Raw genomic sequence first — 24,149 nt, 5'->3', positions numbered from 1 at the left:
CCCACTGGAGCACATCCAATGCAACAAGCCCTACAGCACCTGGTCACCCTGGCTCAGTCCCTCGGCAAACCAATCGAGGTTCCGGGCATCCTTGCCCCGCTGGCACTCGTACCGAGCGGAGTAAGCATCGAAAGCTTGGAACACCTGCTGCCAGCTCCCTCGCGCATCAAGCAGAAGCTCACTGTGCTCGACGCGGAGTCGTTCATCAGCTACGTGAATCGCTTTTCCACCCAGGCCACGGCAGTTTTTTGCAACGGCCCAGAGGGCCGCACTTTCATCGCGGTCATCGACTACCACGATCCAGCGGCACCCGCCTGGCGCGAACACGTTGCGACGTACCGCTGCCCGACCACAGTGGAATGGGGCAACTGGAAGGAAAAAGACCGCAAGCGCATGGACCAGGCCACCTTCGCTGAATTCATCGAAGACAACGTGAAGGACATCACCCACCACCCCGAGCATGAGAACACCCCAAGCGCTGCCGATATGCTCGAAATCAGCCGCACCCTGGAAGCAAAGAAGAACATCACGTTCCGCCAAGGTACTCGCCTCGACAACGGCCAGGTGCAACTGACCTATAACGAAGAAATTGACGGGCGCGCCGGCGAAGCTGGCCAACTGCGTATCCCCGAAGAGTTCTTCATCGCGCTCAAACCATTCCTCGGTGGTGACGCCTTCTGCGTGCCCGCTCGCTTCCGCTACCGCATCCAGGAAGGTCGATTGGTCATGTGGTACGAACTGGTGCGCGCCGACAAGGTGCTTGAGGAGGCCTACAACGCCGTGCGCGCCAAGATCGAAAGCGCCATCAAAGATGTGCCGCTCTATGAAGCCACGATCTAACTAACTCCCTGCAACACCCCGCCGCCGTCCTCTCACCAAAACTGTCCGGCGGCAGGCACTACCGAGGTACACAGCACATGACAACAATTCAGATTTGCGCACTGATCGTTCTGACCGTACTTGTTGGTCTTACTTATTTGGCAGGCTATCGCGGTGGCCTTAACGATGGCCGCATCGAAGGTACCGACGAAGGCAAGGCCATTCAGCAATTAGATAGTTCAGAGACGATCCTGGACCTAAAGCGGTCGCTTGATCAGGCGCAGGACCGCCATATGCAACTGTATTCCCACTACGAGCGCGCATTGGCCGCCTCAAAACTTGGGGAAGCGGAACGTCAGACTTTGCTGGCCATCGCCGAACAACTGCGTATCGCGGCCGAGACATTCAGCGCATTTCGCACAGGCAAGAAACTCGAACGAGATACCGTTGCGCTCCGTGACCAAGCTCTCGCCATGGCAGGCACTCTGGAACGGGAAGCACAGGAAAGTGCCGCATGATCGTCCGTCGCCGAACAGTCCAAATAGGTAGCGGACAAATGCCTCCCCTCGACCTCAACGTCAGCTGCGACAAATGCGACAAGTCGCGAGCACACGGCAACCACCAGAAGTGCAGCAAGCAGCGCCTGGCCGAAGGCATCGGCCGACGCACAGGAGAGAAATCACAATGAGCGCAGCAGAGAAACTCGACTTCCACATCACACCAGGCGCCTGGTTTCGCCAGGATCTGCTGTACCCAGTCTTCGGCCTAAGCACCGAAGCGGTTCGCAAATATCGCACCCGAGGCCTGTGGCTAGAGGGTAAACACTGGCGTTACGACCCAGCCAACGTGATCGTATACAACCGCGCGGCCATTGAGCGCTGGATGGAAGGAAAGCCATGATCGACAAGATGCCGACCGGCGTTGAGATGAATGGCAAGCAGCTACGCATTTGGTTCATCTTTAACGGCCAGCGGTGCAGGGAACCTTTGGAAGGCATCTCGAAAGTCAATAAGTCCGCGATCTCGTATGCCGACAACAAGCGGCGCACCATTCTCGCGGAAATCAAAGAGGGCCGCTTCGACTATGCGGCTCACTTTCCCAACTCGCCAAGGGCCGCGATGTTCACTGGAACCGGCGGCCCTTCGCTCAAGCGCACTGTAAAGGAAGGCATTGAGCGCTGGCTGGAGGTTCAGCGCGCGCTTAAAGCGTCGAGCACTGTCATCAACTACGTGAGCAAGGCTGTGCACGTAGAAAAGAAGTTCGGCAAACGTCGAATCGTCGACATCAGCAAGAGCGACATTGAGTTGTTTCAAGCACAACTGCTCAAACAGGGCCTGGCCCCGAAGACAGTAAACGACATTTTCACCGTCGTTCGTGGTGTGTGGGCGGACGCCTTCGGCGACGGCATCTTGAAGGCCAATCCACTCGACAGGATCAGTAACGTCGGATCGGATGTCGACCTGGAGCATGCCGACCCCTTCAGTCGCACCGAGATCGAACTGATCAGCAAGACGGACACCAACCGCCGGCCTGATACCAGGATGATTGAGTTCAACTGCTGGACCGGGATGTCCCTTTCAGAGCTAATTGGGCTTGCCGCTGAAGATGTAGACCTGGATGCCGGCCTGGTGCACGTGCGACGCGCATTGGTCGTGGGCGAGTTCAAAGTCCCCAAAGAGCGCTCCAGGGTTCGAGTCATCGAGCTTATAGACCCGGCCCTAGCACTGATGCGGGAGATAGTTGCCGCCGCCAAGGACACGGTAGCCGAGGAAATCACCGTTATCCAGCGCGACAACATCACGTCCAAGAAGATGAAGGTCAGGTTCCTTTTCCGCAGTTCGACCAGCGGGTTACTTTGGAACGGCAAAACTTTGAGCAACTGGTTCACTGCCCATCTTAAAAAAGCAGAGGTTCGCCACCGAGGTGCCAACCAATGCCGCCACACGTTTGCCAGCCAGATGCTGTCAAGTTATGTTCCGGTCGAATGGGTGGCCAGGCAACTGGGGCACGCCGATACAACTATGGTACGAAAGCATTACGGGCGATGGATACCGAAGGACACCAAGAGCATGGCGGGTATCGTTTCGAAGATGCTGGGTTTCCGGGAAAACAATGATGGCTGAACTAGAGATCGAGATGCGTTGCAGCGCATCTCAAGTCTATTTTGACATTCTTTTCAGGAGTCTAATTTATCGGCGAACTCATAACCCTTTGCCGTGATCTCGAAGATCTCGCCCTTTCCCCGCGGAATGATCAGCCCTTCGCTCTTGAGTTGATTCAACCCAGCCTCCCACCTTGCAATCACTCGGCGCTCAGCACTCTCTATGAAGCTTTTACCGTTTGATTGCAGCACAGATCCGCCTAAAAGGTGAATATAGATAATCTGGCCCTGCGGATCCTGGCTTGCTTCTTTCAGCAGAGTTCTAGCTTCCAACGTCAGCGACTGAGTCGCCGCAGGAAAAGTGCCTAGTGGCCCAGGCTTTGCACTCGGAAGCTGAACCTGTGCAAGCTTGAACATTTCGTGAGCGTTGAGTTTTTGTTGCAGTTGTCTGGAGAACTTACTACGAAACTCAGCGAGACTTTCAAAAGACTCGAACAGGCCACGCCCTCGACAGGATGCTTTAAATGCCTTCAGAGTTTGATACTGCTCTTGATCAACATCATCCATCACAGCTGGTGTACTGGAGAAATACAACATAGCCAAGCGCCCAGCGGCTAAATGCCTTTCAATCTCCTCAATCGTTCCACTGGCAAACTCCGTTGTAGGAGTGCCGGCTTTAGTCCAGAAAATACCTACCAAAAGATCGCAGCTGTGAAGTACTTGCTTGTTGATGATGTCTTGAGGGCCGCCCCCCATTTCCGGAGAAGAATGAGTTTCCCAACCGACTGGCATGAGTACAACCTTCCTCGCTTCAGAATGGACGGCGTTCCATTCGTGGATGACCTCACGGAAAACTGCTCGCTCAGCTAGGACATCCCCAGGTGAAGCAACCATCACGTTAAAAACCTTAGCGTCGTAACTCATCCTTCTAGCTCCCTGACAATCCGATATTCCGGTTAACGGGAGAGTATCAGATTGGCATCAGTGGAAGGCATGGCCCGGTATAGAACGGTTTACCACGATGGATTTCTGCCCTAAATTTGCCCTAAACAAAACGCCGAAAACGAAAAAGCCCCTGTAATCTCTAACGATTACAGGGGCTTAGTCTTATTCAATAATGGCGGAGAGATAGGGATTCGAACCCTAGGTACCGGTGAAGGTACAACGGATTTCGAATCCGTCCCATTCGGCCACTCTGGCATCTCTCCAACGGCGCGCATCATAACAGCATGATTGGTGGATGCAAAGCGCGGAAGCGATTTTTTTCCGTGCTATCAGATGCTTGCGTCGATTAAAGCGGTACGCCGAGACGATTGGCGACTTCTTCGTAGGCTTCGATGACGTCACCGAGGCCCTGGCGGAAGCGGTCTTTGTCCATCTTCTTCTTGGTGTCTTTGTCCCACAGGCGGCAGCCGTCCGGGCTGAATTCGTCGCCCAGGACGATGGAGCCGTCGTGGAACACGCCGAATTCCAGCTTGAAGTCCACCAGCAACAGGCCTGCGTCGTCGAACAGCTTGCTCAGCACGTCGTTGACCTTGAGGGACAGCTCCTTCATGCGCGCCAGTTGCTCAGCGGTGCCCCAGCCGAACGCCACGACGTGGGATTCGTTGATGAACGGGTCGCCCTTGGCGTCGTCCTTCAGAAACAGTTCGAAGGTGTAAGGGTTGAGCTTGATGCCCTCCTCCACACCCAAGCGCTTGACCAGGCTGCCGGCGGCGTAGTTACGCACGACGCACTCGACGGGGATCATGTCGAGCTTCTTCACCAGGCATTCGTTGTCGCCCAGCAGTTTGTCGAATTGGGTCGGAATGCCGGCCTCTTCGAGTTTCTGCATGATGAAGGCGTTGAACTTGTTGTTCACCATGCCTTTGCGGTCCAGCTGTTCGATGCGCTTGCCGTCGAACGCCGAGGTGTCGTTGCGAAACAGCAGGATCAAGCGGTTAGCGTCATCGGTCTTGTAAACCGACTTGGCTTTGCCGCGGTAGAGTTCTTCACGTTTTTCCATGATGGGCTCCGCTTTGAGTGAGGTGGGCTAGGCGATGTGTCGCCAGTCGAGCCCTGAATCTTGATCGGCCAGTTGCAGCCAGTCCGGGTCGCACCCAAGGGTGTCGACAAAACATTGCCGGGCAAGCGTCGGCAGGTTGTTCTTGCTGCTCAGGTGGGCCAGGACCAGGTGTTGCAGGTCTTGCCAGCCCAACTCATACACCAGGTACGCTGCCTGATGATTGTTCAAATGTCCCAGTTCGCCGCCGACCCGCTGCTTGAGAAAGTACGGGTAGTGACCGCGAGCCAGCAGGTCTCGGCAGTGGTTGGACTCGATCATCAACGCATCGAGGTCGCGATAGCCGTCCAGCACCTTGCTGCAATAAGAGCCCAGATCAGTCAGCACACCGAACCGTCGCTGCCCATCACTGAAGACGTACTGCGTGGGCTCTTGGGCGTCATGCGCCACGGCAATCACATCGATGCTCAGTGCACCGATCTGCAGTTGCTCACCACCGGCCAGGAAACCTGCAGGTTCAATGGGTTTGCGCATCCCGCGCAAGGTACCGCGACTCAAGTACACCGGAAGATTGTAGCGCCGAGACAGCAAACCCACGCCATGCACGTGGTCGGCATGTTCGTGGGTCACCAGGATCGCGCTCAGCTGCGCGGGGTGAACCCCCAGCCGCAGCAGGCGCCGCTCAGTTTCTTTTAACGAGAAACCACAATCGATCAGTACGTACGTGTCGTCATGGGCGACCAGCGTGCCGTTCCCTTGGCTACCGCTACCGAGAACAGCAAAACGCATCGGATCAGCCCAGGTTGTCCTGAATCACGCCCAATACTTTGCGCGCTGTTTCAGCCGGCGCAACGGTATTGATGTTTTTCTCGACGGTGACTTGTACGGTCTCGCCCACCTTGCTCAAACGAACCTGATAACGCTCGGCGCGGGTCTCGATTTCTTCCTTGGTCGGCTTGCTGCCGAACAATTTGCCGAAGAAACCTGGCTCGTCGTCTTTGCGCTCGGCCTTTTCAGCCACGTTGATGTAGTACAGGCCCAGGCTGCGGTTGATATCTTCAACGCGCCAAGGCCCCTGCTCCAACGCGCGGCCGACGCTGGCCCAGGCACGGTCCAGGTCTTCACCCAGGTTCAGCACCACGTTGCCACTGCCGTCCTCGGTGAGGCTGACACGGCTTGGGGTGTCGTAATCACGTGCGGCGAGCAGGGAGACGGAACCACCTTTCTCGGAGATACGGCTCATGCTGGCCAGCATTTCGTCGACGAGTGCCGAGTCAACGCCGGTGTTGACCGAGCGGTTGGTGAAATCGACGTTGGCGGTGCTGCCGGCAGGACGCTCGGCGCTCACCACGTAGACTTCACTGGTATTGCGCTGCACGCCTGGCTCGATGCGCACCCGTACACGGGCTTCGCTGTCGGCAGCTACACCGCCAGCCTGCAGGCGCTTGGCCATGGTGGCGGAGAGTTCGCTGCCCTGCTGCCATGCGGTGGTGAACTCGCCGGTCTGCGGACGCTGCTCGTCGATGCGAAAACCGTTGTCCTGGAAGAACTGCACAGCCACCGGCCAGACTTCTGCAGGCGGGCGCTGAGCCACGATCCAGCGCGAGTCACCGCTCTTCTGCAGGCTGTAGTCGCTGGCATCGGCCACGGCCGAGATCGGCTGTGGACGTGGCACGACGTACTCACCTTTGGCGGTGTCGTCGGCGACGTTGCGCGGAATCGGCAGCAACGGGTCAAGACGCTTGGCGACGTTGACGTTCGGCGGCAGTTGCATCGGTTTGGTGGGTTGTGCTTCCAGGTAATCGCTGCCGCGGTCACGGAAGTAGCCTTCCGGGCCCCAGACCCAACCGCAGCCACTGGTGCTGGAGATAATCAAGGCAAGTGCGGAAAGTCCGGCCAATCGCTTCATGCGTAGTGCTTCCTCAATTAAACCAGGACGCCGGACTGGCGCAGGGCCTGTCGCAGCGGTTCGTGACAGGCTTCGCTGAGACGGGTGAGCGGCAGACGGATACCGTCCGGCATCAGGCCCATTTCAGTCAGCGCCCATTTCACGGGGATAGGGTTGGATTCAATAAACAAAGTCTTGTTGAGCGGCGTCAGTTTCTCGTGAATCGCTCGGGCAGTAGCGACCTCACCCTTGAGCGCGGCGGCGCACATGTCGCTCATGGCACGCGGGGCCACGTTGGCGGTCACGGAGATATTGCCCTTGCCGCCCAGCAGGATCAGCTCGACAGCGGTGGCGTCATCACCGGAATACAGCAGGAAATCGCTGTTTACGCCAGCCAGGATGTCCTTGGCACGCTGCAGGTCGCCGGTGGCCTCTTTAATGCCGATGATGTTCGGCACGGTGGACAGGCGAATTACGGTCGCGGCCTGCATATCGCACGCGGTACGGCCGGGCACGTTATAGAGAATCTGCGGGATGTCGACGGCTTCGGCGATGGCCTTGAAATGCTGGTACAGGCCTTCCTGGGTCGGCTTGTTGTAGTACGGTGTTACCAGCAGGCAGGCGTCGGCCCCGGCCTTCTTGGCGTTTTTGGTCAGCTCGATCGCTTCACGCGTCGAGTTGGCGCCCGTACCGGCGATCACGGGAATACGGCCGGCAACGCGCTTGACCACGAACTCGATCACCTTGATGTGTTCTTCCACATCGAGAGTGGCCGATTCACCTGTGGTGCCGACCGCAACGATGGCGTTGGTGCCTTCTTGCAGGTGGAAGTCCACCAGTTTGCCCAGGCTGTCCCAGTCGAGATGACCTTGTGCATCCATGGGTGTGACCAGTGCCACCATACTGCCCGCAATCATGCAACCGCTCCTGCCGGAAAAAGAGAGCCGTAATGGTACTGGCGCCAAGATGCTTGCACAAGCGAAGTACCACGTGAGGATGCGTTCTGGCGCAACTAAACGATGAGCAATGCCATCATTGGGCACAAGTGCTGGTTTCAGCACGGTGAAATCCAGCCGATCACGCAATGAAAACGCCACCTCCTATCCCTTGGCGACGCTTTTCGCTACCCTTGATCCTTTGATCGATACGGCCCTCACAGTATCGACCGCTCATCGTTTAGGAAGGCTGCATGTCCACCCCCACAGTTCGCGAACAATTCCTTGTTATCAGTGCCCTCGGCGCCAACCCCATGGAGCTGACCAACGTCCTGTGCCGCGCCAGCCATGAAAACCGCTGCGCCGTCGTGACTTCCCGCCTGACCCGCCACGGCGAGTGCAGCGCGCTGGTGTTGCAGATCTCCGGCACCTGGGATGCCCTGGCGCGCCTGGAGACCGGCCTGCCGGGCCTGGCCAAGAAGCACGACTTCACCGTCAACGTGGTGCGCAGCGCCGCACTGGAGAATCGCCCGCAGGCCCTGCCTTACGTGGCCTACGTCAGCTCTGCCTACCGCTCGGATATCGTTAACGAGCTGTGCCAGTTCTTTATCGACCATAACGTCGAGCTGGAAAACCTGACCTGCGACACCTACCAGGCCCCGCAAACCGGCGGCACTATGCTCAACGCCACGTTTACCGTGACTTTGCCGGCCGGTGTGCAGATCAGCTGGTTGCGCGACCAATTCCTGGATTTCGCCGATGCCCTGAACCTCGACGCACTGATCGAGCCATGGCGCCCACAGAACCCAATGTAAGGAAGCTTTCATGGCGGTAGTCATCGATACACCGGTCGCCGATTTCGGGGCCCAGGCCACCAGCGGCCAGACCTTCAGCCTTGCCGCACTCAAGGGCAAGCAGGTCGTGATCTACTTCTATCCGAAGGACAGCACCCCGGGCTGCACCACTGAAGGCCAGGGCTTTCGCGATCACTATGCAGCGTTCCAGGCGGCCAATACCGAAGTGTTTGGTGTATCGCGCGACAGCGTGAAGTCCCACGAGAACTTCAAGGCCAAACAGGCATTCCCCTTCGAGCTGATCAGCGACAAGGATGAGGCCGTCTGTCAGTTGTTTGATGTGATCAAGCTGAAGAAGCTGTACGGCAAGGAATATCTGGGTGTTGATCGCAGCACCTTCCTGATCGACAAAAATGGCGTGCTGCGTCAGGAGTGGCGCGGCGTGAAAGTGCCTGGCCATGTTGACGCTGTATTGGCCGCCGCGCAGGCCTTGAACGAGGCCTGATCGGGTCAGCGGGGGAGCCAGGCTCCCTCGCTCCCATTCAGAGCAAAGGCGCCACCACCGGCTCTCGCCGCGGCCAAGCGTCCAACACTGCCTTGAACAGCGTTGCCAGGGGAATTGCAAAGAACACCCCCCAGAATCCCCACAACCCGCCAAACAACAACACTGCACAGATGATCGCCACCGGGTGCAGATTGACCGCCTCGGAGAACAGCAGCGGAACCAGCACGTTGCCATCCAGGGTCTGGATAATGCCGTACACCGCCATCAGGTAAATAAACTGATCGCTCCAGCCCCACTGGAACAACGCGATCAACGCCACCGGCACCGTCACAACCACCGCGCCCACATACGGCACCACCACCGAAATGCCGACCAGCAACGCCAGCAGGGCGGCGTAATTCAGGTCCAGGGCGATAAAGGCGATGTACGTCACACCGCCGCAGATAATGATCTCAATGACCTTGCCACGGATGTAGTTGGCGATCTGCCGGTTCATTTCCTCCGCCACCCGGGCAATCAATGCCCGTTCACGCGGCAAGTAGCCACTTACCCAGCGGCCGATCATCGCGCGATCCTTAAGGAAGAAAAACACCAGGATCGGCACCAGCACCAGGTAGATCATGATGTTGACCAGCAATGGCAAACTGGACAGGGAAAAGGTCAGTGCCCATTGCCCGAACTTTCCGATTTCACCGCGCGCCACTTCAATGGCCTGCAGCACCTGCTCATCCGATACCAAGTGCGGGTAGCGCTCCGGCAACAGCAGCAACAGCGACTGCCACTTGGCAAGCATGCCCGGCAACTCGTTGAACAGGGTGATGAATTGGTGCCACAGCAGCGGCAACACCACCACGATAAACACCACCAACAGCCCCATGAACAAGGCAAACACCAGCCCCACCGCCGCGCCACCCGGCAAGCGCAAGCGCTCCAAGGTGGTGACCAGGCCCTGCATCAAATACGCCAATACCATCCCCGCCAGGACCGGCGCGAGCATACCGCCCAAGGTGAGCACGGCCGTAAACGCCAAGAACAGCAGGACGGCCAGCACAACGGCTTCTTCATCGGAGAAGTAGCGCTGGATCCAGTCTCGTAACACTTTGAACATCAATCAACCTCGGACATAGGGACAAACCATTCAGGCCTTGCGCAACCAATAACGGTACACACCGGCGGCGTCTTCTTCGTGCAGCAGGGTGTGGCCGGCCAACTTGGCGAATGTGCGGAAATCTCGCTGGGAACCTGCGTCCGTGGCGATCACCTTAAGCACTGCGCCACTGGCCAGTCGATTGAGCTCCAGCTTGGCCTTGAGCAACGGCAAAGGACAATTGAGGCCGCTGGCATCGAGTTCGGCATCAAAGGCTACAGCGTCAGTCATGGTTTTACTCCGGGCATCGGTTATGGGTGCGTAGAATATCTGGTCCGACGCTCAGTGTCCGGCTACAGTAAGGTCTTTGTCGAAAGGCTTTGTGCATGACTTTTTTGCGCCCCACCCTGCTGACGCTGGCTTGCCTGCTGGCCTCCCCAGGCTTCGCTGACGACCTGCCGTCGCTTGGCGACGCCAGTTCTGCCATTGTCTCGCCACAACAGGAATATCAACTGGGTCGTGCGTGGCTGGCCTATCTGCGCGGGCAGGTTTCGCAATTGAACGACCCGCAGCTCAAGGACTACGTCGAAACCAGCGTGTACAAACTGGTCGAGACCAGCCAGGTCAATGACCGACGCCTGGAGTTCATCCTGATCAACAGCCCGCAGCTCAACGCCTTTGCCGCGCCAGGCGGCATCGTTGGCGTGAACGGCGGCTTGTTTCTCAACGCCCAGACCGAAGGTGAATATGCCTCGGTGATGGCCCACGAATTGGCGCACTTGTCCCAGCGTCACTTCGCCCGAGGCGTTGAAGCGCAGCAGCGCATGCAACTGCCGATGATGGCCGCCCTGCTCGGTGGCATCATTGCGGCAGCGGCCGGCGCCGGCGATGCGGGGATCGCGGCGATTGCCGGCACCCAAGCCGCGGCCATTCAGGAGCAACGACGGTTCTCCCGACAGAATGAGCAAGAGGCTGACCGCATCGGCATCCTCAACCTGGAAAAAGCCGGCTACGACCCGCGCTCCATGCCCGCCATGTTCGAACGCCTGGGGCGCCAGTACCGCTTCGACGCCAAGCCGCCGGAGTTTTTGCTGACACACCCGGTCACCGAATCTCGGATTGCCGACACCCGCAACCGCGCCGAACAAGCCAAGCCAGGCGGCAAAGAAGACAGCCTGCGCTATCAACTGATCCGCGCACGGGTGCAACTGCAATACGAGGACACATCAGGGCTCGCCGCCAAGCGCTTCCAGGCGCAACTCGACGAAAACCCGAAGAACGATGTCGCGCGTTATGGCTTGGCCATCGCCCAGATCAAAGCCTCACAGTTCAAGCAGGCACGGGACAACCTGCAACCTTTACTGGCCAAGGCGCCCAACGACATCACCTACAACCTGGCGCAGATTCAGCTCGATATCGATAACAACCGCTTGCCCGATGCCCAGCAACGCACCGACCGGATGCTGACCCAATACCCCGGCAACTATCCGCTGAATCAGATGCGTGTAGACCTGCTGCTCAAGCAAAACCGTACCGCCGATGCTGAAAAAGCGCTGGACGGCTTGCTCAAGTCTCGCCCGGACGATCCGGACGTGTGGTACCAGGTTGCCGAGACGCGCGGCTTATCCGGCAACATCATCGGGCTGCATCAGGCGCGCGCCGAATACTTTGCTCTGGTGGGCGACTTCCAGCAGGCCATCCAGCAACTGGATTTCGCCAAGCGGCGCGCGGGCAACAACTTCCCGCTGTCGTCACGTATCGATGCGCGTCAACGTGAGTTGATCGAACAGGAACGCCTGGTTAAAGGGATGATGAGCTAAACCCATCGCCCAATGAAAAGCCCCGCTCTCGTTAACCGAAAGCGGGGCTTTTCATTGGGCTAGCAGATTACTCGGCCAGCTTGAAGGTGATGAAGCTGGCACGGCCTTGACGCAACACACGCATTGACACCGAGCGGTTCTTCGGCAGCGCCTTGGCGATGTCTGTGAACTGCTTTGTGGTGTCGATCGCCTGGTTGTTCAGGTGGGTGATCACGTCGCCTGGCTGCAGGCCGATCAAGGCGGCGGGGCCGTCCTGGACTTCCTTGATCACGACACCGCTTTTGAGATCGAAGGTCTTCTTCTGCTCTTCAGTCAGCTCGACCACAGCAATACCCAGACGGTTGCTGCTACGCTCGGCGCCTGGCTTAGCATTGCCCAGGGCATCCAGCGTTGCGCCTTCCTCGGGAATCGCACCGACGGTTAGCTCAACGTTCTGGCGCTTGCCGTCACGAATCACTTCCAGTTTGGCTTTGCTGCCGGCTTTGAGTGCGCCCACCAGATGCGGCAAGTCTGCCGACATGACGATAGGTTGGCCATTCATGCTCAGGATCACGTCGCCGACTTGCAGGCCGCCTTTAGCCGCAGGGCCGCCGTCCTGGATCTGTGCGACCAGCGCACCAGCCGGCTTGTCGAGGCCGAAGGACTCAGCGAGGTCTTTGTTCACCTCCTGGATCACTACGCCCAACCAGCCACGGCTGACCTTGCCACCGCTTTTCAGCTGATTGGAAACATCCATGGCAACGTCGATCGGGATTGCGAACGACACCCCCATGAAGCCACCGGAACGCGTGTAGATCTGCGAGTTGATCCCGACCACTTCGCCCGCCAGGTTGAACAACGGACCACCGGAGTTACCCGGGTTGATCGGCACGTCGGTCTGAATGAAAGGCACGTAGTTTTCGTTCGGCAGGCTGCGGCCGATGGCACTGACGATGCCCTGGGTCACGGTGTGGTCAAAGCCGAACGGCGAACCAATGGCGACGACCCATTGCCCGGCCTTCAGGTCCTGGGACTTGCCCAGCTTCAATACCGGCAAGTCCTTGCCTTCAATCTTCAACAGCGCGACGTCGGAACGCGGGTCGGTGCCCACCAATTTGGCTTTGAGCTCACTGCGGTCAGCCAGGCGCACCAGGATTTCGTCGGCGTCGGCAATTACGTGGTTGTTGGTGAGGATGTAGCCATCCGGCGAAATGATAAAGCCAGAGCCCAGGGACTGCGCTTCACGCTGACCACCGCCCCGCGGGGAGCGCGGTTGCGGCATGCCGCGCTCGAAGAACTCGCGCAACATCGGCGGCAGACCCTCCAGGTCGGGCATCTGCTGGTTCGACACTTTGCGATCCGGCAGTTTCTGCGTGGTACTGATGTTCACCACGGCCGGCGAGGCCTGCTCAACCAACTGGGTAAAGTCAGGCAGCTCGGCCGCTTGCGCAGGTAAAGCCTGACCCAGCACCAGTACCGTGGCGACAATGGACAAGTAGGATTTCAAACGTGGTATCGACATACAGCTCCCGTTACGACGAGCAGGGTTGAGCGACAGGGTTCAATAAGCGCCGGAGACTACGACCGACGTCTTCGTTCCGCGAACGAAACAAGGCCAGGGCCAACAGACCCTGACCTATAAAAAACATGGAAGAATTTTGCAAGTGAAAATGCTGATCCGGACATTTCATGTTTCCGCACAGCCAACCCGGCGTAGACACACATTGAAAGACCTGGATGAACATAGGATTAACGACTCACGGCTTGGTGGTCGCGTTTTTCTCAGCACGCACCGAGAGCGCAATGCGCTCGGCGGTACCGATCGGAATTTCACCGACGACCGTGACCATCATCGCCCCGTCCACCGTATTCAACCGACGAGATACAGCAACCGTTGGGCCCAGCTGCGTGCGGGTCTCGGTCACACTCACATCACTGATCGGCTCTAGAAATACCGAGAAACGCGCCAGCCCGTCTTCATACATCAAGCTGTCGACTGTGGCTTTGGTATGGATGTCTTTATGGGTCGTGCTGTTGGTCAAGTCAAACCCCGGGGGCAACCACTCCAAGTGCCACGCCACGCTAGACTCGCTCTGCGGCGACTGAGCATCAGCGACGGAGATCGGGTTGCAGTCGCTAGTGGGCTGCAAGTCGCGCTCTTCGGGTGCGGTCGAGGTATTCAACCGAGTGAATTGAAAGCGCTCCAACAACTGCCCTTGCTCATTGAGCAACAGCGACTTGAGCGGCAGTGCGGTGTCACGATCCAGGTGCAGTTCAAAACCGTAGCGGTATTGGTCACGCGGCGTGATCGACACAATCACTGCATTACGACCGGCCACGCGGGATTTACCGACAACAGCCAGTTCGTAGAATTGATTGAGTTTTTTTGGATCAAGTGCACGTGAAGGCGCATCACGCGAATTACCGAGGCCGGCGACAAGGGTGCCGCTGACACACTGGGTACGACCATCTACACGCACAACTTCCTGGGCAGAACCATCAAGCTGCAAAAGCCGCTCGCGGACCTGACCGTTCTGGACGCGATGCCAGATGTCGTGGGTAGAAAAACTGCCGTTCCGTTCGTAAACGAACGTCCCTGCGAAACTTTGCTGCTGCTCTGCACGCCCAAGCCGTGTCAGCCAGTCTTGGGCTTCATCGGCATGGGCGGGGAGTGCAAACCAGCCACTGAGCAAAAGCGTAAGGAGCGGTATGGCGCGCATAAAGCTCCTTAATGGTTCAGCGGTTTTCCAGACTTGCTGCACGTGCGTATGGCAGAGCACTTTCAGTGCCTTTCAAAGCCGATTCCTGTGCATGTTGGCGCAGGTAGCCTGGAAGGCGCTGGTCTTGCCAGCCGGATTGCCCTTGAAGCACACCATTGGCCATAGGACCGGTGGTGTCAGAGCTTTCCTTGTAGCCGGCCAATACCGCTGGGCCTTTGACTTGCGGACCGGCCATGACCGGTTGCTGAGTTTGCTGAGCCAGTTCGGCACCGGCGATTTCGTCCTGGTTGTACAGGCGAACACCAGCCAGAACTGCAACAGTCACCGAGGCAGCGACTGCCAGGCGACCCAGGCTACGCCAAGGACCACGAGCAGCTTTTGCCGGAACGGCTTCATCGGCCAGCGCAGCAGAAACAGCCGCAGCAATATCCAGACGAGGGATTAGAAGATCCTTGTGCATCACCGCCCGAGCGACTTGGTAACGAGACCAGGTATCACGGGTTTCGGCATCATCAAATGCGTTGAGCACTCGACGAAGTTCCAGTTCATCCGCTTCGTTATCCATCACTGCGGACAGCGATTCCTGCAGGGCATCACGACTCATGGCGGTTCCTCTCTTGGCTGTCGCCGCTGTCTTTAGTTTTCCTGCAACAACGGTTGCAAGGCTTTGTCGATGGCTTCCCGGGCCCGGAAAATCCGTGACCTTACAGTCCCCACCGGACATTGCATGACGCTCGCAATGTCTTCGTAACTCAGACCATCGAATTCACGTAAAGTTAACGCCGTACGCAAATCTTCTGGCAGTTGCTGAATTGTGCGATGAACGGTGCCCTCGATCTCGTCGCGCAGCAATGCACGCTCCGGCGACTCGAGATCTTTGAGGCCGTGATCACCATCGTAAAATTCTGCATCTTCTGAACTTACATCACTATCCGGTGGGCGGCGTCCGCGAGACACCAGATAGTTCTTCGCCGTGTTGATGGCGATGCGGTATAGCCACGTATAAAACGCACTATCGCCGCGAAAGTTGCCTAGCGCACGGTACGCCTTGATAAAGGCTTCCTGTGCGACGTCCTGCGCTTCATGGGTGTCGTGCACAAACCGCACGATCAACCCGAGAATTTTGTGCTGGTATTTCAGCACTAGCAGATCAAATGCACGCTTGTCGCCGCGTTGGACGCGCTCAACCAGCTGCTGATCCTCTTCCTGGGTTAGCATGAACACTCCTCGTTGAACTTGAAGGAGGCTTGCATAACTAAACGATCAGGCTTGCAAACATAGACTCGGACTTTTCGCAAAAGTTCTCCCCCTCCAAGCAAGTTTCCGGCATGCACTGATTTGGCACACACGAAAAACGCAGCGCGGGCAGCGCCGGCTGCGCGAATAATCTTGTCGCCGGTTTTCTGACGCGTCCAATGCTCCCGACGGGCCAATAAACTCAACCTTTTCCCAGCTTTCGGGCAACCTGCTATTGAGTCAGGGCTTATGCAAAAAGTTCCCGTTTCAATAACCGGCCGATTTTACCCATGCCGTTCACCGTAATCTCAGATTGCCACGAACGCCCGGCTATTGTGCCGCTCCCCCCCTCTATATACTAGTGGGCCGTGTGACCCTTTGATTCGCCGATCCAGGCGTCCTGTTTGCGCCACCCCCCTATGGATCGCTTTTTGCGGAATCCTTCAAATGAGCCAACAGTTTCAACACGATGTTCTGGTGATCGGCAGCGGTGCAGCCGGGTTGAGCCTTGCGCTCACGCTTCCCAGCCACTTGCGCATCGCAGTACTGAGCAAAGGCGACCTGGCCAATGGCTCGACATTCTGGGCCCAGGGCGGTGTTGCCGCCGTGCTGGATGACACTGACACAGTGCAATCCCACGTCGAAGACACCCTGAATGCCGGCGGCGGCTTGTGCAACGAAGATGCGGTGCGTTTCACTGTCGAGCACAGCCGCGAGGCCATCCAATGGCTGATCGACCAAGGCGTGCCCTTCACCCGTGACGAGCATGCGGGCCGCGATGACAACGGCTTCGAGTTCCACCTGACACGCGAGGGCGGCCACAGTCACCGCCGCATCATCCACGCAGCCGACGCCACTGGCGCCGCCATCTTCAAGACCCTGCTGGACCAAGCGCGCCAACGTCCCAACATCGAATTGCTGGAGCAACGCGTTGCTGTGGACCTGATCACCGAAAAGCGCCTGGGCCTGGAAGGTGAGCGCTGCCTGGGCGCCTACGTGCTCAACCGCGCCAGCGGCGAAGTCGACACTTACGGCGCGCGCTTCACGATTCTTGCCTCGGGCGGCGCGGCCAAGGTCTACCTCTATACCAGCAACCCCGACGGGGCCTGCGGGGATGGCATCGCCATGGCCTGGCGTTCGGGCTGCCGGGTGGCCAACCTGGAGTTCAACCAGTTCCACCCGACCTGCCTGTATCACCCGCAGGCCAAGAGCTTTTTGATCACCGAAGCCCTGCGCGGCGAAGGTGCACACCTGAAACTGCCGAATGGCGAACGCTTCATGCAGCGCTTCGACCCGCGCGCCGAACTGGCCCCGCGCGACATCGTAGCGCGCGCCATCGACCACGAGATGAAACGCCTGGGCATCGACTGCGTGTACCTGGACATCAGCCACAAGCCCGAAGCCTTCATCAAGACTCACTTTCCAACGGTGTACGAGCGCTGCCTGGCGTTCAACATTGACATCACCAAAGGCCCGATCCCCGTGGTGCCCGCCGCGCACTATACCTGCGGCGGGGTGATGGTCGATCAACACGGTCGCACCGATGTACCCGGCCTGTACGCGATTGGCGAAACCAGCTTCACCGGCCTGCACGGCGCCAACCGCATGGCCAGCAATTCGCTGCTCGAGTGTTTTGTCTACGCCCGCTCAGCTGCGGCCGACATCCTCGAACAACTGCCGCGCATACCGGTGCCAGCCACCCTGCCGCGCTGGGACGCCAGCCAGGTAACGGACTCGGACGAAGACGTGATCATTGCGCACAACTGGGACGAGCTGCGACGTTTCATGTGGGACTACGTGGGTATCGTGCGCACCAACAAGCGCCTGCAACGCGCTCAGCACCGAGTGCGATTGCTGCTCGACGAGATCGATGAGTTCTACAGTAACTACAAAGTCAGCCGTGACCTGATCGAGTTGCGCAACCTGGCCCAGGTGGCCGAGTTGATGATCCGCTCGGCCATGGAACGCAAGGAAAGCCGTGGCCTGCATTACACCCTCGACTACCCGCAGATGCTCCCCGAGGCCCGTGACACTATTCTGGTGCCAACCACCTACGGCGGCTGAACTTCAGGCGCACCCGCAGGCGCCGATGCACATCGGCGGCCTGCGAATCTTTCGGTACACAGATACAGCGCACCCGCCATTCACCTTGCGCCCGGTAACGCAGCACTACGATCAACGGCAAAGCCAGGCTGTCAGGCCGCAATTGCACGCTGTACCACCCCCGCTCAGCGCTGAATAACTGCCAGCCGTCCTCATCACGGCGCAGGCCCCGGATCGACGAACGGTGGGTTAACAGGATATGACGCGGCAACACCCAGGCAGCATGCGCCAGGCACAACACGAGGCCCAGGCTTGAAAAAGGCAGATTGCCAAACAGCAAGGCACCCAGCGCGAACAGCTGGGCCAGCAGGTACGCCGCCAGCAACAGCCGTGAGGCCTGCCAGCGGCATTCAAAGCGATTACTTGGGCTGGACACGATCCAGAATCATCCGAACCATGCGTTGCAGCTCAGGATCTTCCGATTCAGCGCGCTCCATGAACCAGCCGAACATGTCCTGGTCTTCGCACGTCAGCAGCCTGACGTAGAGATCGCGATCCACCTTATCAAGGGTCGCGTACACCTCTTTAGTGAAAGGTACCAACAACACGTCCAACTCGAGCATGCCACGACGGCTGTGCCAGTAGAGGCGATTGATTTCTACGTCTTCGACCATGGAGCGCTCCTCAAATAGCACGCAAGTATACAGGCCCGACAGCGGGGGACCAGTCGGCTTTGGTCGCGCCATATCGAAACTATCCATTTGCCGGGCGCCCCTCTATGATGCACCCATGACTTTTTGACCTGCGATGACCCATGGCTGACTCTGCTTTTTTCTGCCCCCTGCCCCACGAAGGCGTTCTCGCCGTCCGCGGCGCCGATGCTGCCAAATTCCTGCAGGGACAGCTCACCTGCAACCTCAATTACCTGAGCGACACCCAGGCCAGCCTCGGCGCGCGCTGCACGCAAAAAGGCCGCATGCAGTCGAGCTTCCGCATCCTGCTGCAAGGTGATGGCGTGCTACTGGCGATGGCCAGCGCGCTGCTCGAGCCGCAACTGGCCGACCTGAAAAAATACGCCGTGTTTTCCAAGTCCAAACTCACCGACGAAAGCGCCGCCTGGGCGCGCTTCGGTGTCACCGATGGTGAACTGGCCCTGACCAGCCTGGGCCTGGAACTGCCGGCCGAGACCGACAGTGTGGTGCGCACCGACGCGCTGATCGCCATTCGCGTGTCGCCTGGTCGCGCCGAACTCTGGGTGCCAGCGGAGAAAGCCGAAACCGTGCGCAGCCAATTGGCCGCACAGTTAACAGAAGCAGATCTGAATGAATGGCTGCTGGGCCAGGTTCGCGCGGGTATCGGTCAAGTGATGCCCCAGACCCGCGAACTGTTCATCCCGCAGATGCTCAATCTGCAGGCCGTAGGCGGCGTCAGTTTCAAGAAAGGCTGCTACACCGGCCAGGAAATCGTCGCGCGCATGCAGTACCTGGGCAAACTCAAGCGCCGCCTGTACCGCCTGAGCCTAAATGCGGCGCACATGCCCGAGCCTGGCACCCCACTGTTTTCCCCCAGCCACAACAGCTCGATCGGCGAAGTGGTGCTTGCTGCAAAAGCTGACCAGGTGATTGAACTTCTGGCGGTATTGCAAGCCGAAGCAGCCGATAGTGGCGATGTGCACATAGGTTCATTGGAAGGCTCGGTTTTGCAACTGCTTGATCTGCCTTACACACTCGATCGCGATCGAGAGATCCAACGTTAGTTGCCGTACTTTTCGCAACACCCTAGAGAGCATGAATGAACAAGCTGGCGGAAAGCGTCCAACAGGCTTTGGTGGCGGCCATCGACAATGATGACCTGGTTCTGCCGACATTGCCGGAAGTGGCCTTGCAAATCCGTAAGGCCGCCGAAGACCCGGAAATCAGCATCAGCCATCTGAGCAAGGTCATCGGTCGCGACACTGCCCTGTCGGCGCGCCTGATCAAAGTGGTCAACAGCCCGTTGATGCGCGCGACCCAGGAAGTCACCGACCTGCATACCGCCATCACTCGACTGGGCACCAACTACAGCAGCAACCTGGCCATCGGCCTGGTGATGGAGCAGATCTTTCACGCCCGCTCCGAGGCGGTCGAACAGAAAATGCGCGATGTGTGGCGCCGCAGCCTCGAAGTGGCGGGCGTCAGCTATGCACTGTGCCGCAGCCACAGCCAGCTCAAGCCGGACCAGGCGGCGCTGGGCGGCCTGGTGCATCAGATCGGCGTGCTGCCAATCCTGACCTACGCCGAGGACCACTACGAGCTGCTCTCCGACCCGGTCAGCCTCAACGACGTGATCGACAGCATCCACCCACTGCTCGGGGACAAGCTGCTGAGCGGCTGGGATTTCCCCGAAATGCTCGCAAAACTGCCAGGCCAGTACCTGAACCTGGAGCGTGACTCCGCGAGCCTCGATTACATCGACCTGGTCCAGATCGCCGTCATGTACTGCCACCGCGGAACTGACCATCCATTGGCCGAAATCGCGATGTCCGCCCTGCCTGCGCTCAAAAAGCTGCGCGTCGACCCCTACAGCGACAAGCTGCGTGCCGAATTGGATGAAGCACGGTCGATGTTCTACTGATCAACCCGCGATAAAACTCACCCGCACCTTCAGCCCCGCCTGCTCGCCGTCGTGCAGGCTGATCTGGGCCAAATGCGCGCGGCAGATCTCGCCAACGATCGCCAGGCCCAAGCCCGACCCCATGCCCTGCTGACTGCGCCGGTAAAAGCGCTCGAACACTCGGTCGCGCTCATCCGCCGGGATCCCCGGGCCGTCATCTTCCACTTCCAGCACTGCCGGCGCCGTGACCCGCAAAATCACGTTGCCGCCGGGTGGCGTATGGGCCAGGGCATTGTCCACCAGGTTACTGAGCAGCTCATTGAGCAACGTCGGTTCGCCGCGCAACCACACCGGCTCGTCAGCCTCCAGTGCCAGCGCTACGCCGCGTGCATGGGCCAACGGCGCCATGGCCATGCCCAGCTCACGGGCCAGTTGGCTCAGGTCCAGCAACTGCGCGCCGCCTTCAGCGATTGCCCGGGCACCGTTTTCGATGCGCGCCAAAGACAGCAATTGATTGGCCAGATGAGTCAGTCGATCCGTGTTCTGCGCCGCCGTTTCCAACGTACTGCGCCAGGTAGCAGGGTCTTCGGCGCGCAGGCCGAGTTCCAGCCGTGCCTTGAGCGCCGCCAGCGGGGTGCGCAATTCATGGGACGCGTCGGCAATAAACTGCGCCTGGCGCTCGAACTGACCGCGCAGGCGTTCGGTGAAGTGATTGAGGGAGCGCACCAAGGGTCCGAACTCATGCTGCACCTCAACCAGCGGCAACGGCCGCAGGTCGTCAGGCTGACGCTCTTCTACTGCCGTGCGCAGGCGCTCCAGCGGGCGCAACGCCGCGCTGACGGCAAACCACACCAGCAACAATGCGCCGACGGCGAGCATCCCCAAACGCAGCAAGGTGTCGGCCATCAGGCTGCGCGCCATGCTTACGCGGGCCTCATCGGTTTCGGCCACGCGGATTTCCGCCATCCCGTTCATGTTCGGTTCGGAGACCGCCTTGAGCAGGCTGACCACACGTACCTCCTGGCCCTGATACATGGCGTTGTAAAACCGCGCCAGCGCCGGGTAATCATCAGTTCGCGGGGTGCCGGGCGGCGGGCCGGGCAGGTTCTCGTAGCCGGAGATCAGCTTCTGGTCGATGTCATTGACCTGGTAATAGATCCGCCCGGCGCTGTCGTAGGCGAAGGTGTCCAAGGCCACATAGGGCACGTTGGCGCTGAGCGTACCGTCCACTTGGGTCAGGCCGGCGGCGATGGTCCGCGCCGAGGCCAGCAGCGTGCGGTCGTAAGCGGTGTCGGCCGCCTCACGGCCGTTCCAGTAGGCACTCATGCCACTGGCCAGCATCAACAGCACTAACAGCAGCGCCAGGTTCCACAGCAGGCGCCAGCGCAGACTGCTCGGCTTATGCATCACGGGCTTCCAGCAGGTAGCCAAGGCCGCGGAAAGTGACGATAGCGATAGGCTGCCCGTCGAGTTTCTTGCGCAGGCGGTGCACGTAGATCTCGATGGCGTCGGGGCTCGCCTCTTCGTCCAGGCCAAACACCTGGGACGCAAGCTGCTCCTTGCTCATCACCCGCCCCGGACGCGCGATCAAGGCTTCAAGCACGGCCTGCTCGCGGGAAGTCAGGGTTAACAGTTCGCCGCCGACGGTGAACCGCCGGGTGTCGAGGTCATACACCAGTACGCCGCAGGTTTGCTGGCGCTCGCCACCCAGCACGCTACGGCGCAGCAGCGCCTTGACCCGCGCTTCCAACTCCGTAAGTTCGAACGGTTTGGCGAGGTAGTCGTCGGCGCCCAGGTTCAGGCCATGCACCCGGTCCTTTACGTCACTGCGCGCGGTCAGCATTAACACCGGCAGATTTTTTCCACGTGCCCGCAACCGCGCAAGCACTTCGAAACCATCCATGCGCGGCAGCCCCACATCGAGGATAGCCGCCGCGTATTCCTCGCTGCTCAAGGCCAGGTCCGCGGCCACCCCATCGTGCAACACGTCGACGGTCAAACCCGTGCTCTTGAGCGCTTGGGCGACACTTTCGGCGAGCTGCAAATGGTCTTCAACCAGGAGGACACGCATGGATTTTTACCTCATTCAGGGGTGGTCGACACCACGCTTGCCGGGCAGTTTACAGGCGCCGCCTGCCCTGTGAAGCCCGAAAACATTGAAAGGCAGCTGAAAGGTTAGTGAAAGCTTCGCCCTTTAGCATCCAGACACGGTGGGTCCTGCCTGCCGAGCGACCTCACCGGCCGCGCCCGAAAAACGCCTCGATGCGTTTTCGTCAAAATAAGAACAATAACGGAGTGCACCACGATGCTGTCGACACAGCCCCAGGCTTGCCCGCCTGTTCGATTCTCCCGCCGTACCCAGACCGCCCTCGCCAGTGCCGCTGCCCTTGCCGGCTTTACGCCGCTTAGCCAGGCTGCCTTCTTCGAAGACAGCAGCGCGACCTTGGAAACCCGCAATATGTACTTCAACCGCGACTTTCGCGACGGCACCAGTGCGCAGCAATCCAAGCGTGATGAATGGGCCCAGGGCTTCATGCTCAACCTGCAATCGGGCTACACCGACGGCACCGTCGGTTTTGGCGTGGATGCGCTGGGCATGCTCGGGGTCAAGCTCGACTCAAGTCCCGACCGCACCGGAACCGGCCTGCTGCCGACCCACGACGATGGGCGCGCTGCCGACGAGTACTCCAAGCTGGGCCTGACCGGCAAAGTGAAAATCTCCGCCACCGAGCTGAAGATCGGCTCGCTGATGCCGGAGCTGCCGATCCTCAAGCCCAACGATGGGCGTATCCTGCCGCAGACCTTTAACGGTGGCCTGCTGACCTCCAAGGAATTCAAGAACCTGGTGTTCACCGGTGGCCGCCTGGACAAGGCCAAGGACCGCGACGACAGCAACTATGAGGACATCGCCCTCAACAACAAGAACAGTCGCTTCCTCAGCGGTGCCACCGGCAAGCACTTCAACTTCGGCGGCGTGGACTACAAGTTCGCCGACAAGATCACCGGCAGCTACCACTTCGCCCAGCTCGACGACGTGTATCGCCAGCACTTCCTCGGCCTGGTTGCCGCGCGCCCCATGGGCCCCGGCACCTTCGCCGCCGACCTGCGCCTGGCCATCAGTGATGACACCGGTGCCGCGCGCGGCGGCAAGATCGACAACACCTCCCTCAACGGTCTGTTCAGCTATGCCCTCAACGGCCATAAGCTCAGCGCCGGCTACCAGCACATGTCTGGCGACAGCGCCTTCCCCTATGTGGATGGCAGCGACCCGTACCTGGTCAACTTCGTTCAGATCAACGACTTCGCAGGCGCCGACGAACGCTCCTGGCAAGCGCGCTACGACTACGATTTCGCCAAGCTGGGCATTCCAGGCTTGAGTTTCATGAGCCGTTACCTGTCGGGTGACAACATCAAGCTCAAGAACGGCGAGACCGGGCGGGAGTGGGAACGCAACAGCGAGATCAAGTACGTGGTGCAGAGCGGAACGTTCAAGGACGTGGCCGTGCGCCTGCGTAATGCCACGTACCGCTCCAACTATTCAGCCCGTGATGCGGACGAAATGCGCGTACTGGTCAGCTACAGCGTCGCGCTTTGGTAGTAACAACTCATAACAACAAGACGGAGATCA

The 24,149-nt window shown here is 59.2% G+C and carries 26 protein-coding genes and 1 tRNA gene; 11 read left to right on the top strand and 16 right to left on the bottom strand.

From position 1 onward, the window contains the following. The first annotated feature begins 18 nt into the window (after nt 1-18). The 4 genes from PSH59_RS07130 to PSH59_RS07115 all read left to right on the top strand — a co-directional run bounded on the left by PSH59_RS07130 (nt 19) and on the right by PSH59_RS07115 (nt 2,942). The gene (locus PSH59_RS07130) at nt 19-840 is read left to right on the top strand and encodes a YfdQ family protein (RefSeq protein WP_305394645.1); all 822 of its coding nucleotides are present in this window, start codon (nt 19-21) and stop codon (nt 838-840) included. A 77-nt stretch (nt 841-917) separates the two neighbouring features. Continuing rightward, a complete protein-coding gene (locus tag PSH59_RS07125) occupies nt 918-1,337 on the top strand; it encodes a hypothetical protein (RefSeq protein ID WP_305394644.1) in 420 nt (139 codons plus the stop codon). A 166-nt stretch (nt 1,338-1,503) separates the two neighbouring features. Continuing rightward, nucleotides 1,504-1,719, top strand: a complete 216-nt coding sequence (xisR, locus tag PSH59_RS07120) for an excisionase family protein (protein ID WP_008036021.1) — start codon at nt 1,504-1,506, stop codon at nt 1,717-1,719. Next, complete coding sequence (locus PSH59_RS07115; protein WP_305394643.1) at nt 1,716-2,942, top strand: Arm DNA-binding domain-containing protein; 1,227 nt, start codon at nt 1,716-1,718, stop codon at nt 2,940-2,942. The genes xisR and PSH59_RS07115 overlap by 4 nt, the downstream gene beginning before the upstream one ends. Nucleotides 2,943-2,995: 53 nt before the next feature. Here the strand turns inward: PSH59_RS07115 and PSH59_RS07110 are convergent, their stop codons facing one another. The 6 genes from PSH59_RS07110 to dapA form a co-directional block, all read right to left on the bottom strand. Next, nucleotides 2,996-3,844 (bottom strand): DUF4062 domain-containing protein, encoded by an 849-nt coding sequence (locus PSH59_RS07110; protein WP_305394642.1) that lies wholly within the window; start codon nt 3,842-3,844, stop codon nt 2,996-2,998. A gap of 194 nt (nt 3,845-4,038) precedes the next feature. After that, nucleotides 4,039-4,128: transfer RNA gene (locus tag PSH59_RS07105), tRNA-Ser, on the bottom strand. Between the two features lie 83 nt (nt 4,129-4,211). Next, on the bottom strand, nt 4,212-4,925 hold the full coding sequence (purC, locus tag PSH59_RS07100; RefSeq protein ID WP_248076777.1) for a phosphoribosylaminoimidazolesuccinocarboxamide synthase: 714 nt from the start codon (nt 4,923-4,925) through the stop codon (nt 4,212-4,214). 27 nt (nt 4,926-4,952) lie between these two features. Beyond that, the gene (locus PSH59_RS07095; RefSeq protein WP_248076781.1) at nt 4,953-5,711 is read right to left on the bottom strand and encodes an MBL fold metallo-hydrolase; all 759 of its coding nucleotides are present in this window, start codon (nt 5,709-5,711) and stop codon (nt 4,953-4,955) included. Nucleotides 5,712-5,715: 4 nt separating this feature from the next. Next, a complete protein-coding gene (bamC, locus tag PSH59_RS07090; RefSeq protein WP_248076800.1) occupies nt 5,716-6,831 on the bottom strand; it encodes an outer membrane protein assembly factor BamC in 1,116 nt (371 codons plus the stop codon). Between the two features lie 17 nt (nt 6,832-6,848). Continuing rightward, nucleotides 6,849-7,727, bottom strand: a complete 879-nt coding sequence (gene dapA, locus PSH59_RS07085; RefSeq protein ID WP_305394641.1) for a 4-hydroxy-tetrahydrodipicolinate synthase — start codon at nt 7,725-7,727, stop codon at nt 6,849-6,851. A gap of 272 nt (nt 7,728-7,999) precedes the next feature. On the opposite strand from dapA, the gene PSH59_RS07080 reads away from it, so the two are divergent. Together PSH59_RS07080 and PSH59_RS07075 are read left to right on the top strand one after the other, a co-directional pair. Next, complete coding sequence (locus PSH59_RS07080) at nt 8,000-8,560, top strand: glycine cleavage system protein R (RefSeq protein WP_003172487.1); 561 nt, start codon at nt 8,000-8,002, stop codon at nt 8,558-8,560. A 10-nt stretch (nt 8,561-8,570) separates the two neighbouring features. Continuing rightward, entirely contained in the window at nt 8,571-9,044 is a 474-nt protein-coding gene (locus PSH59_RS07075; protein WP_248076804.1) for a peroxiredoxin, read from the top strand. 37 nt (nt 9,045-9,081) lie between these two features. On the opposite strand, the gene PSH59_RS07070 is transcribed toward PSH59_RS07075, so the two are convergent. Further along, a complete protein-coding gene (locus tag PSH59_RS07070; RefSeq protein ID WP_305394640.1) occupies nt 9,082-10,152 on the bottom strand; it encodes an AI-2E family transporter in 1,071 nt (356 codons plus the stop codon). Between the two features lie 30 nt (nt 10,153-10,182). Beyond that, nucleotides 10,183-10,422, bottom strand: a complete 240-nt coding sequence (locus PSH59_RS07065; protein WP_010212198.1) for a sulfurtransferase TusA family protein — start codon at nt 10,420-10,422, stop codon at nt 10,183-10,185. Nucleotides 10,423-10,517: 95 nt separating this feature from the next. Between PSH59_RS07065 and PSH59_RS07060 the strand changes: the two genes are divergently transcribed. Further along, entirely contained in the window at nt 10,518-11,951 is a 1,434-nt protein-coding gene (locus PSH59_RS07060; RefSeq protein ID WP_305394639.1) for a M48 family metalloprotease, read from the top strand. Between the two features lie 67 nt (nt 11,952-12,018). Here the strand turns inward: PSH59_RS07060 and PSH59_RS07055 are convergent, their stop codons facing one another. The 4 genes from PSH59_RS07055 to rpoE form a co-directional block, all read right to left on the bottom strand. Then, complete coding sequence (locus tag PSH59_RS07055; protein ID WP_248076810.1) at nt 12,019-13,452, bottom strand: DegQ family serine endoprotease; 1,434 nt, start codon at nt 13,450-13,452, stop codon at nt 12,019-12,021. Nucleotides 13,453-13,687: 235 nt separating this feature from the next. Continuing rightward, on the bottom strand, nt 13,688-14,650 hold the full coding sequence (locus tag PSH59_RS07050) for a MucB/RseB C-terminal domain-containing protein (RefSeq protein WP_305394638.1): 963 nt from the start codon (nt 14,648-14,650) through the stop codon (nt 13,688-13,690). Nucleotides 14,651-14,666: 16 nt separating this feature from the next. Beyond that, complete coding sequence (locus tag PSH59_RS07045; RefSeq protein WP_003172479.1) at nt 14,667-15,254, bottom strand: sigma-E factor negative regulatory protein; 588 nt, start codon at nt 15,252-15,254, stop codon at nt 14,667-14,669. Between the two features lie 32 nt (nt 15,255-15,286). Further along, a complete protein-coding gene (gene rpoE / locus PSH59_RS07040) occupies nt 15,287-15,868 on the bottom strand; it encodes an RNA polymerase sigma factor RpoE (protein WP_003172477.1) in 582 nt (193 codons plus the stop codon). 465 nt (nt 15,869-16,333) lie between these two features. Between rpoE and nadB the strand changes: the two genes are divergently transcribed. Beyond that, on the top strand, nt 16,334-17,950 hold the full coding sequence (gene nadB / locus PSH59_RS07035; protein WP_248076815.1) for an L-aspartate oxidase: 1,617 nt from the start codon (nt 16,334-16,336) through the stop codon (nt 17,948-17,950). Here the strand turns inward: nadB and PSH59_RS07030 are convergent. Then, entirely contained in the window at nt 17,919-18,365 is a 447-nt protein-coding gene (locus PSH59_RS07030) for a protein YgfX (RefSeq protein ID WP_248076817.1), read from the bottom strand. The genes nadB and PSH59_RS07030 overlap by 32 nt on opposite strands. After that, nucleotides 18,349-18,603 carry a succinate dehydrogenase assembly factor 2 gene (locus PSH59_RS07025; protein ID WP_017736358.1) on the bottom strand — a complete coding sequence of 85 codons (255 nt, stop codon included), beginning with the start codon at nt 18,601-18,603 and terminating at the stop codon, nt 18,349-18,351. The genes PSH59_RS07030 and PSH59_RS07025 overlap by 17 nt, the downstream gene beginning before the upstream one ends. A gap of 140 nt (nt 18,604-18,743) precedes the next feature. On the opposite strand from PSH59_RS07025, the gene PSH59_RS07020 reads away from it, so the two are divergent. Both PSH59_RS07020 and PSH59_RS07015 read left to right on the top strand, forming a co-directional pair. Then, nucleotides 18,744-19,685, top strand: a complete 942-nt coding sequence (locus PSH59_RS07020) for a folate-binding protein YgfZ (RefSeq protein ID WP_305394637.1) — start codon at nt 18,744-18,746, stop codon at nt 19,683-19,685. Nucleotides 19,686-19,720: 35 nt separating this feature from the next. Beyond that, a complete protein-coding gene (locus PSH59_RS07015) occupies nt 19,721-20,542 on the top strand; it encodes an HDOD domain-containing protein (RefSeq protein WP_248076821.1) in 822 nt (273 codons plus the stop codon). On the opposite strand, the gene PSH59_RS07010 is transcribed toward PSH59_RS07015, so the two are convergent. Further along, nucleotides 20,543-21,928: a sensor histidine kinase gene (locus PSH59_RS07010; RefSeq protein ID WP_248076823.1), complete on the bottom strand. Its 1,386-nt coding sequence runs from the start codon at nt 21,926-21,928 to the stop codon at nt 20,543-20,545. Continuing rightward, a complete protein-coding gene (locus PSH59_RS07005; protein ID WP_248076825.1) occupies nt 21,921-22,592 on the bottom strand; it encodes a response regulator in 672 nt (223 codons plus the stop codon). The genes PSH59_RS07010 and PSH59_RS07005 overlap by 8 nt, the downstream gene beginning before the upstream one ends. A gap of 234 nt (nt 22,593-22,826) precedes the next feature. Here PSH59_RS07005 and PSH59_RS07000 point away from each other — a divergent pair, with 234 nt between their 5' ends. Further along, the gene (locus PSH59_RS07000) at nt 22,827-24,119 is read left to right on the top strand and encodes an OprD family porin (protein ID WP_305394636.1); all 1,293 of its coding nucleotides are present in this window, start codon (nt 22,827-22,829) and stop codon (nt 24,117-24,119) included. The last annotated feature ends 30 nt before the right edge of the window (nt 24,120-24,149 follow it).

The organism is Pseudomonas sp. FP2309, assembly GCF_030687575.1.
In the GTDB taxonomy this organism is placed as follows: domain Bacteria; phylum Pseudomonadota; class Gammaproteobacteria; order Pseudomonadales; family Pseudomonadaceae; genus Aquipseudomonas.
The sequence above is the reverse complement of the archived record's forward strand: the minus strand, read 5'-3'. Positions and strand labels throughout refer to the sequence as shown.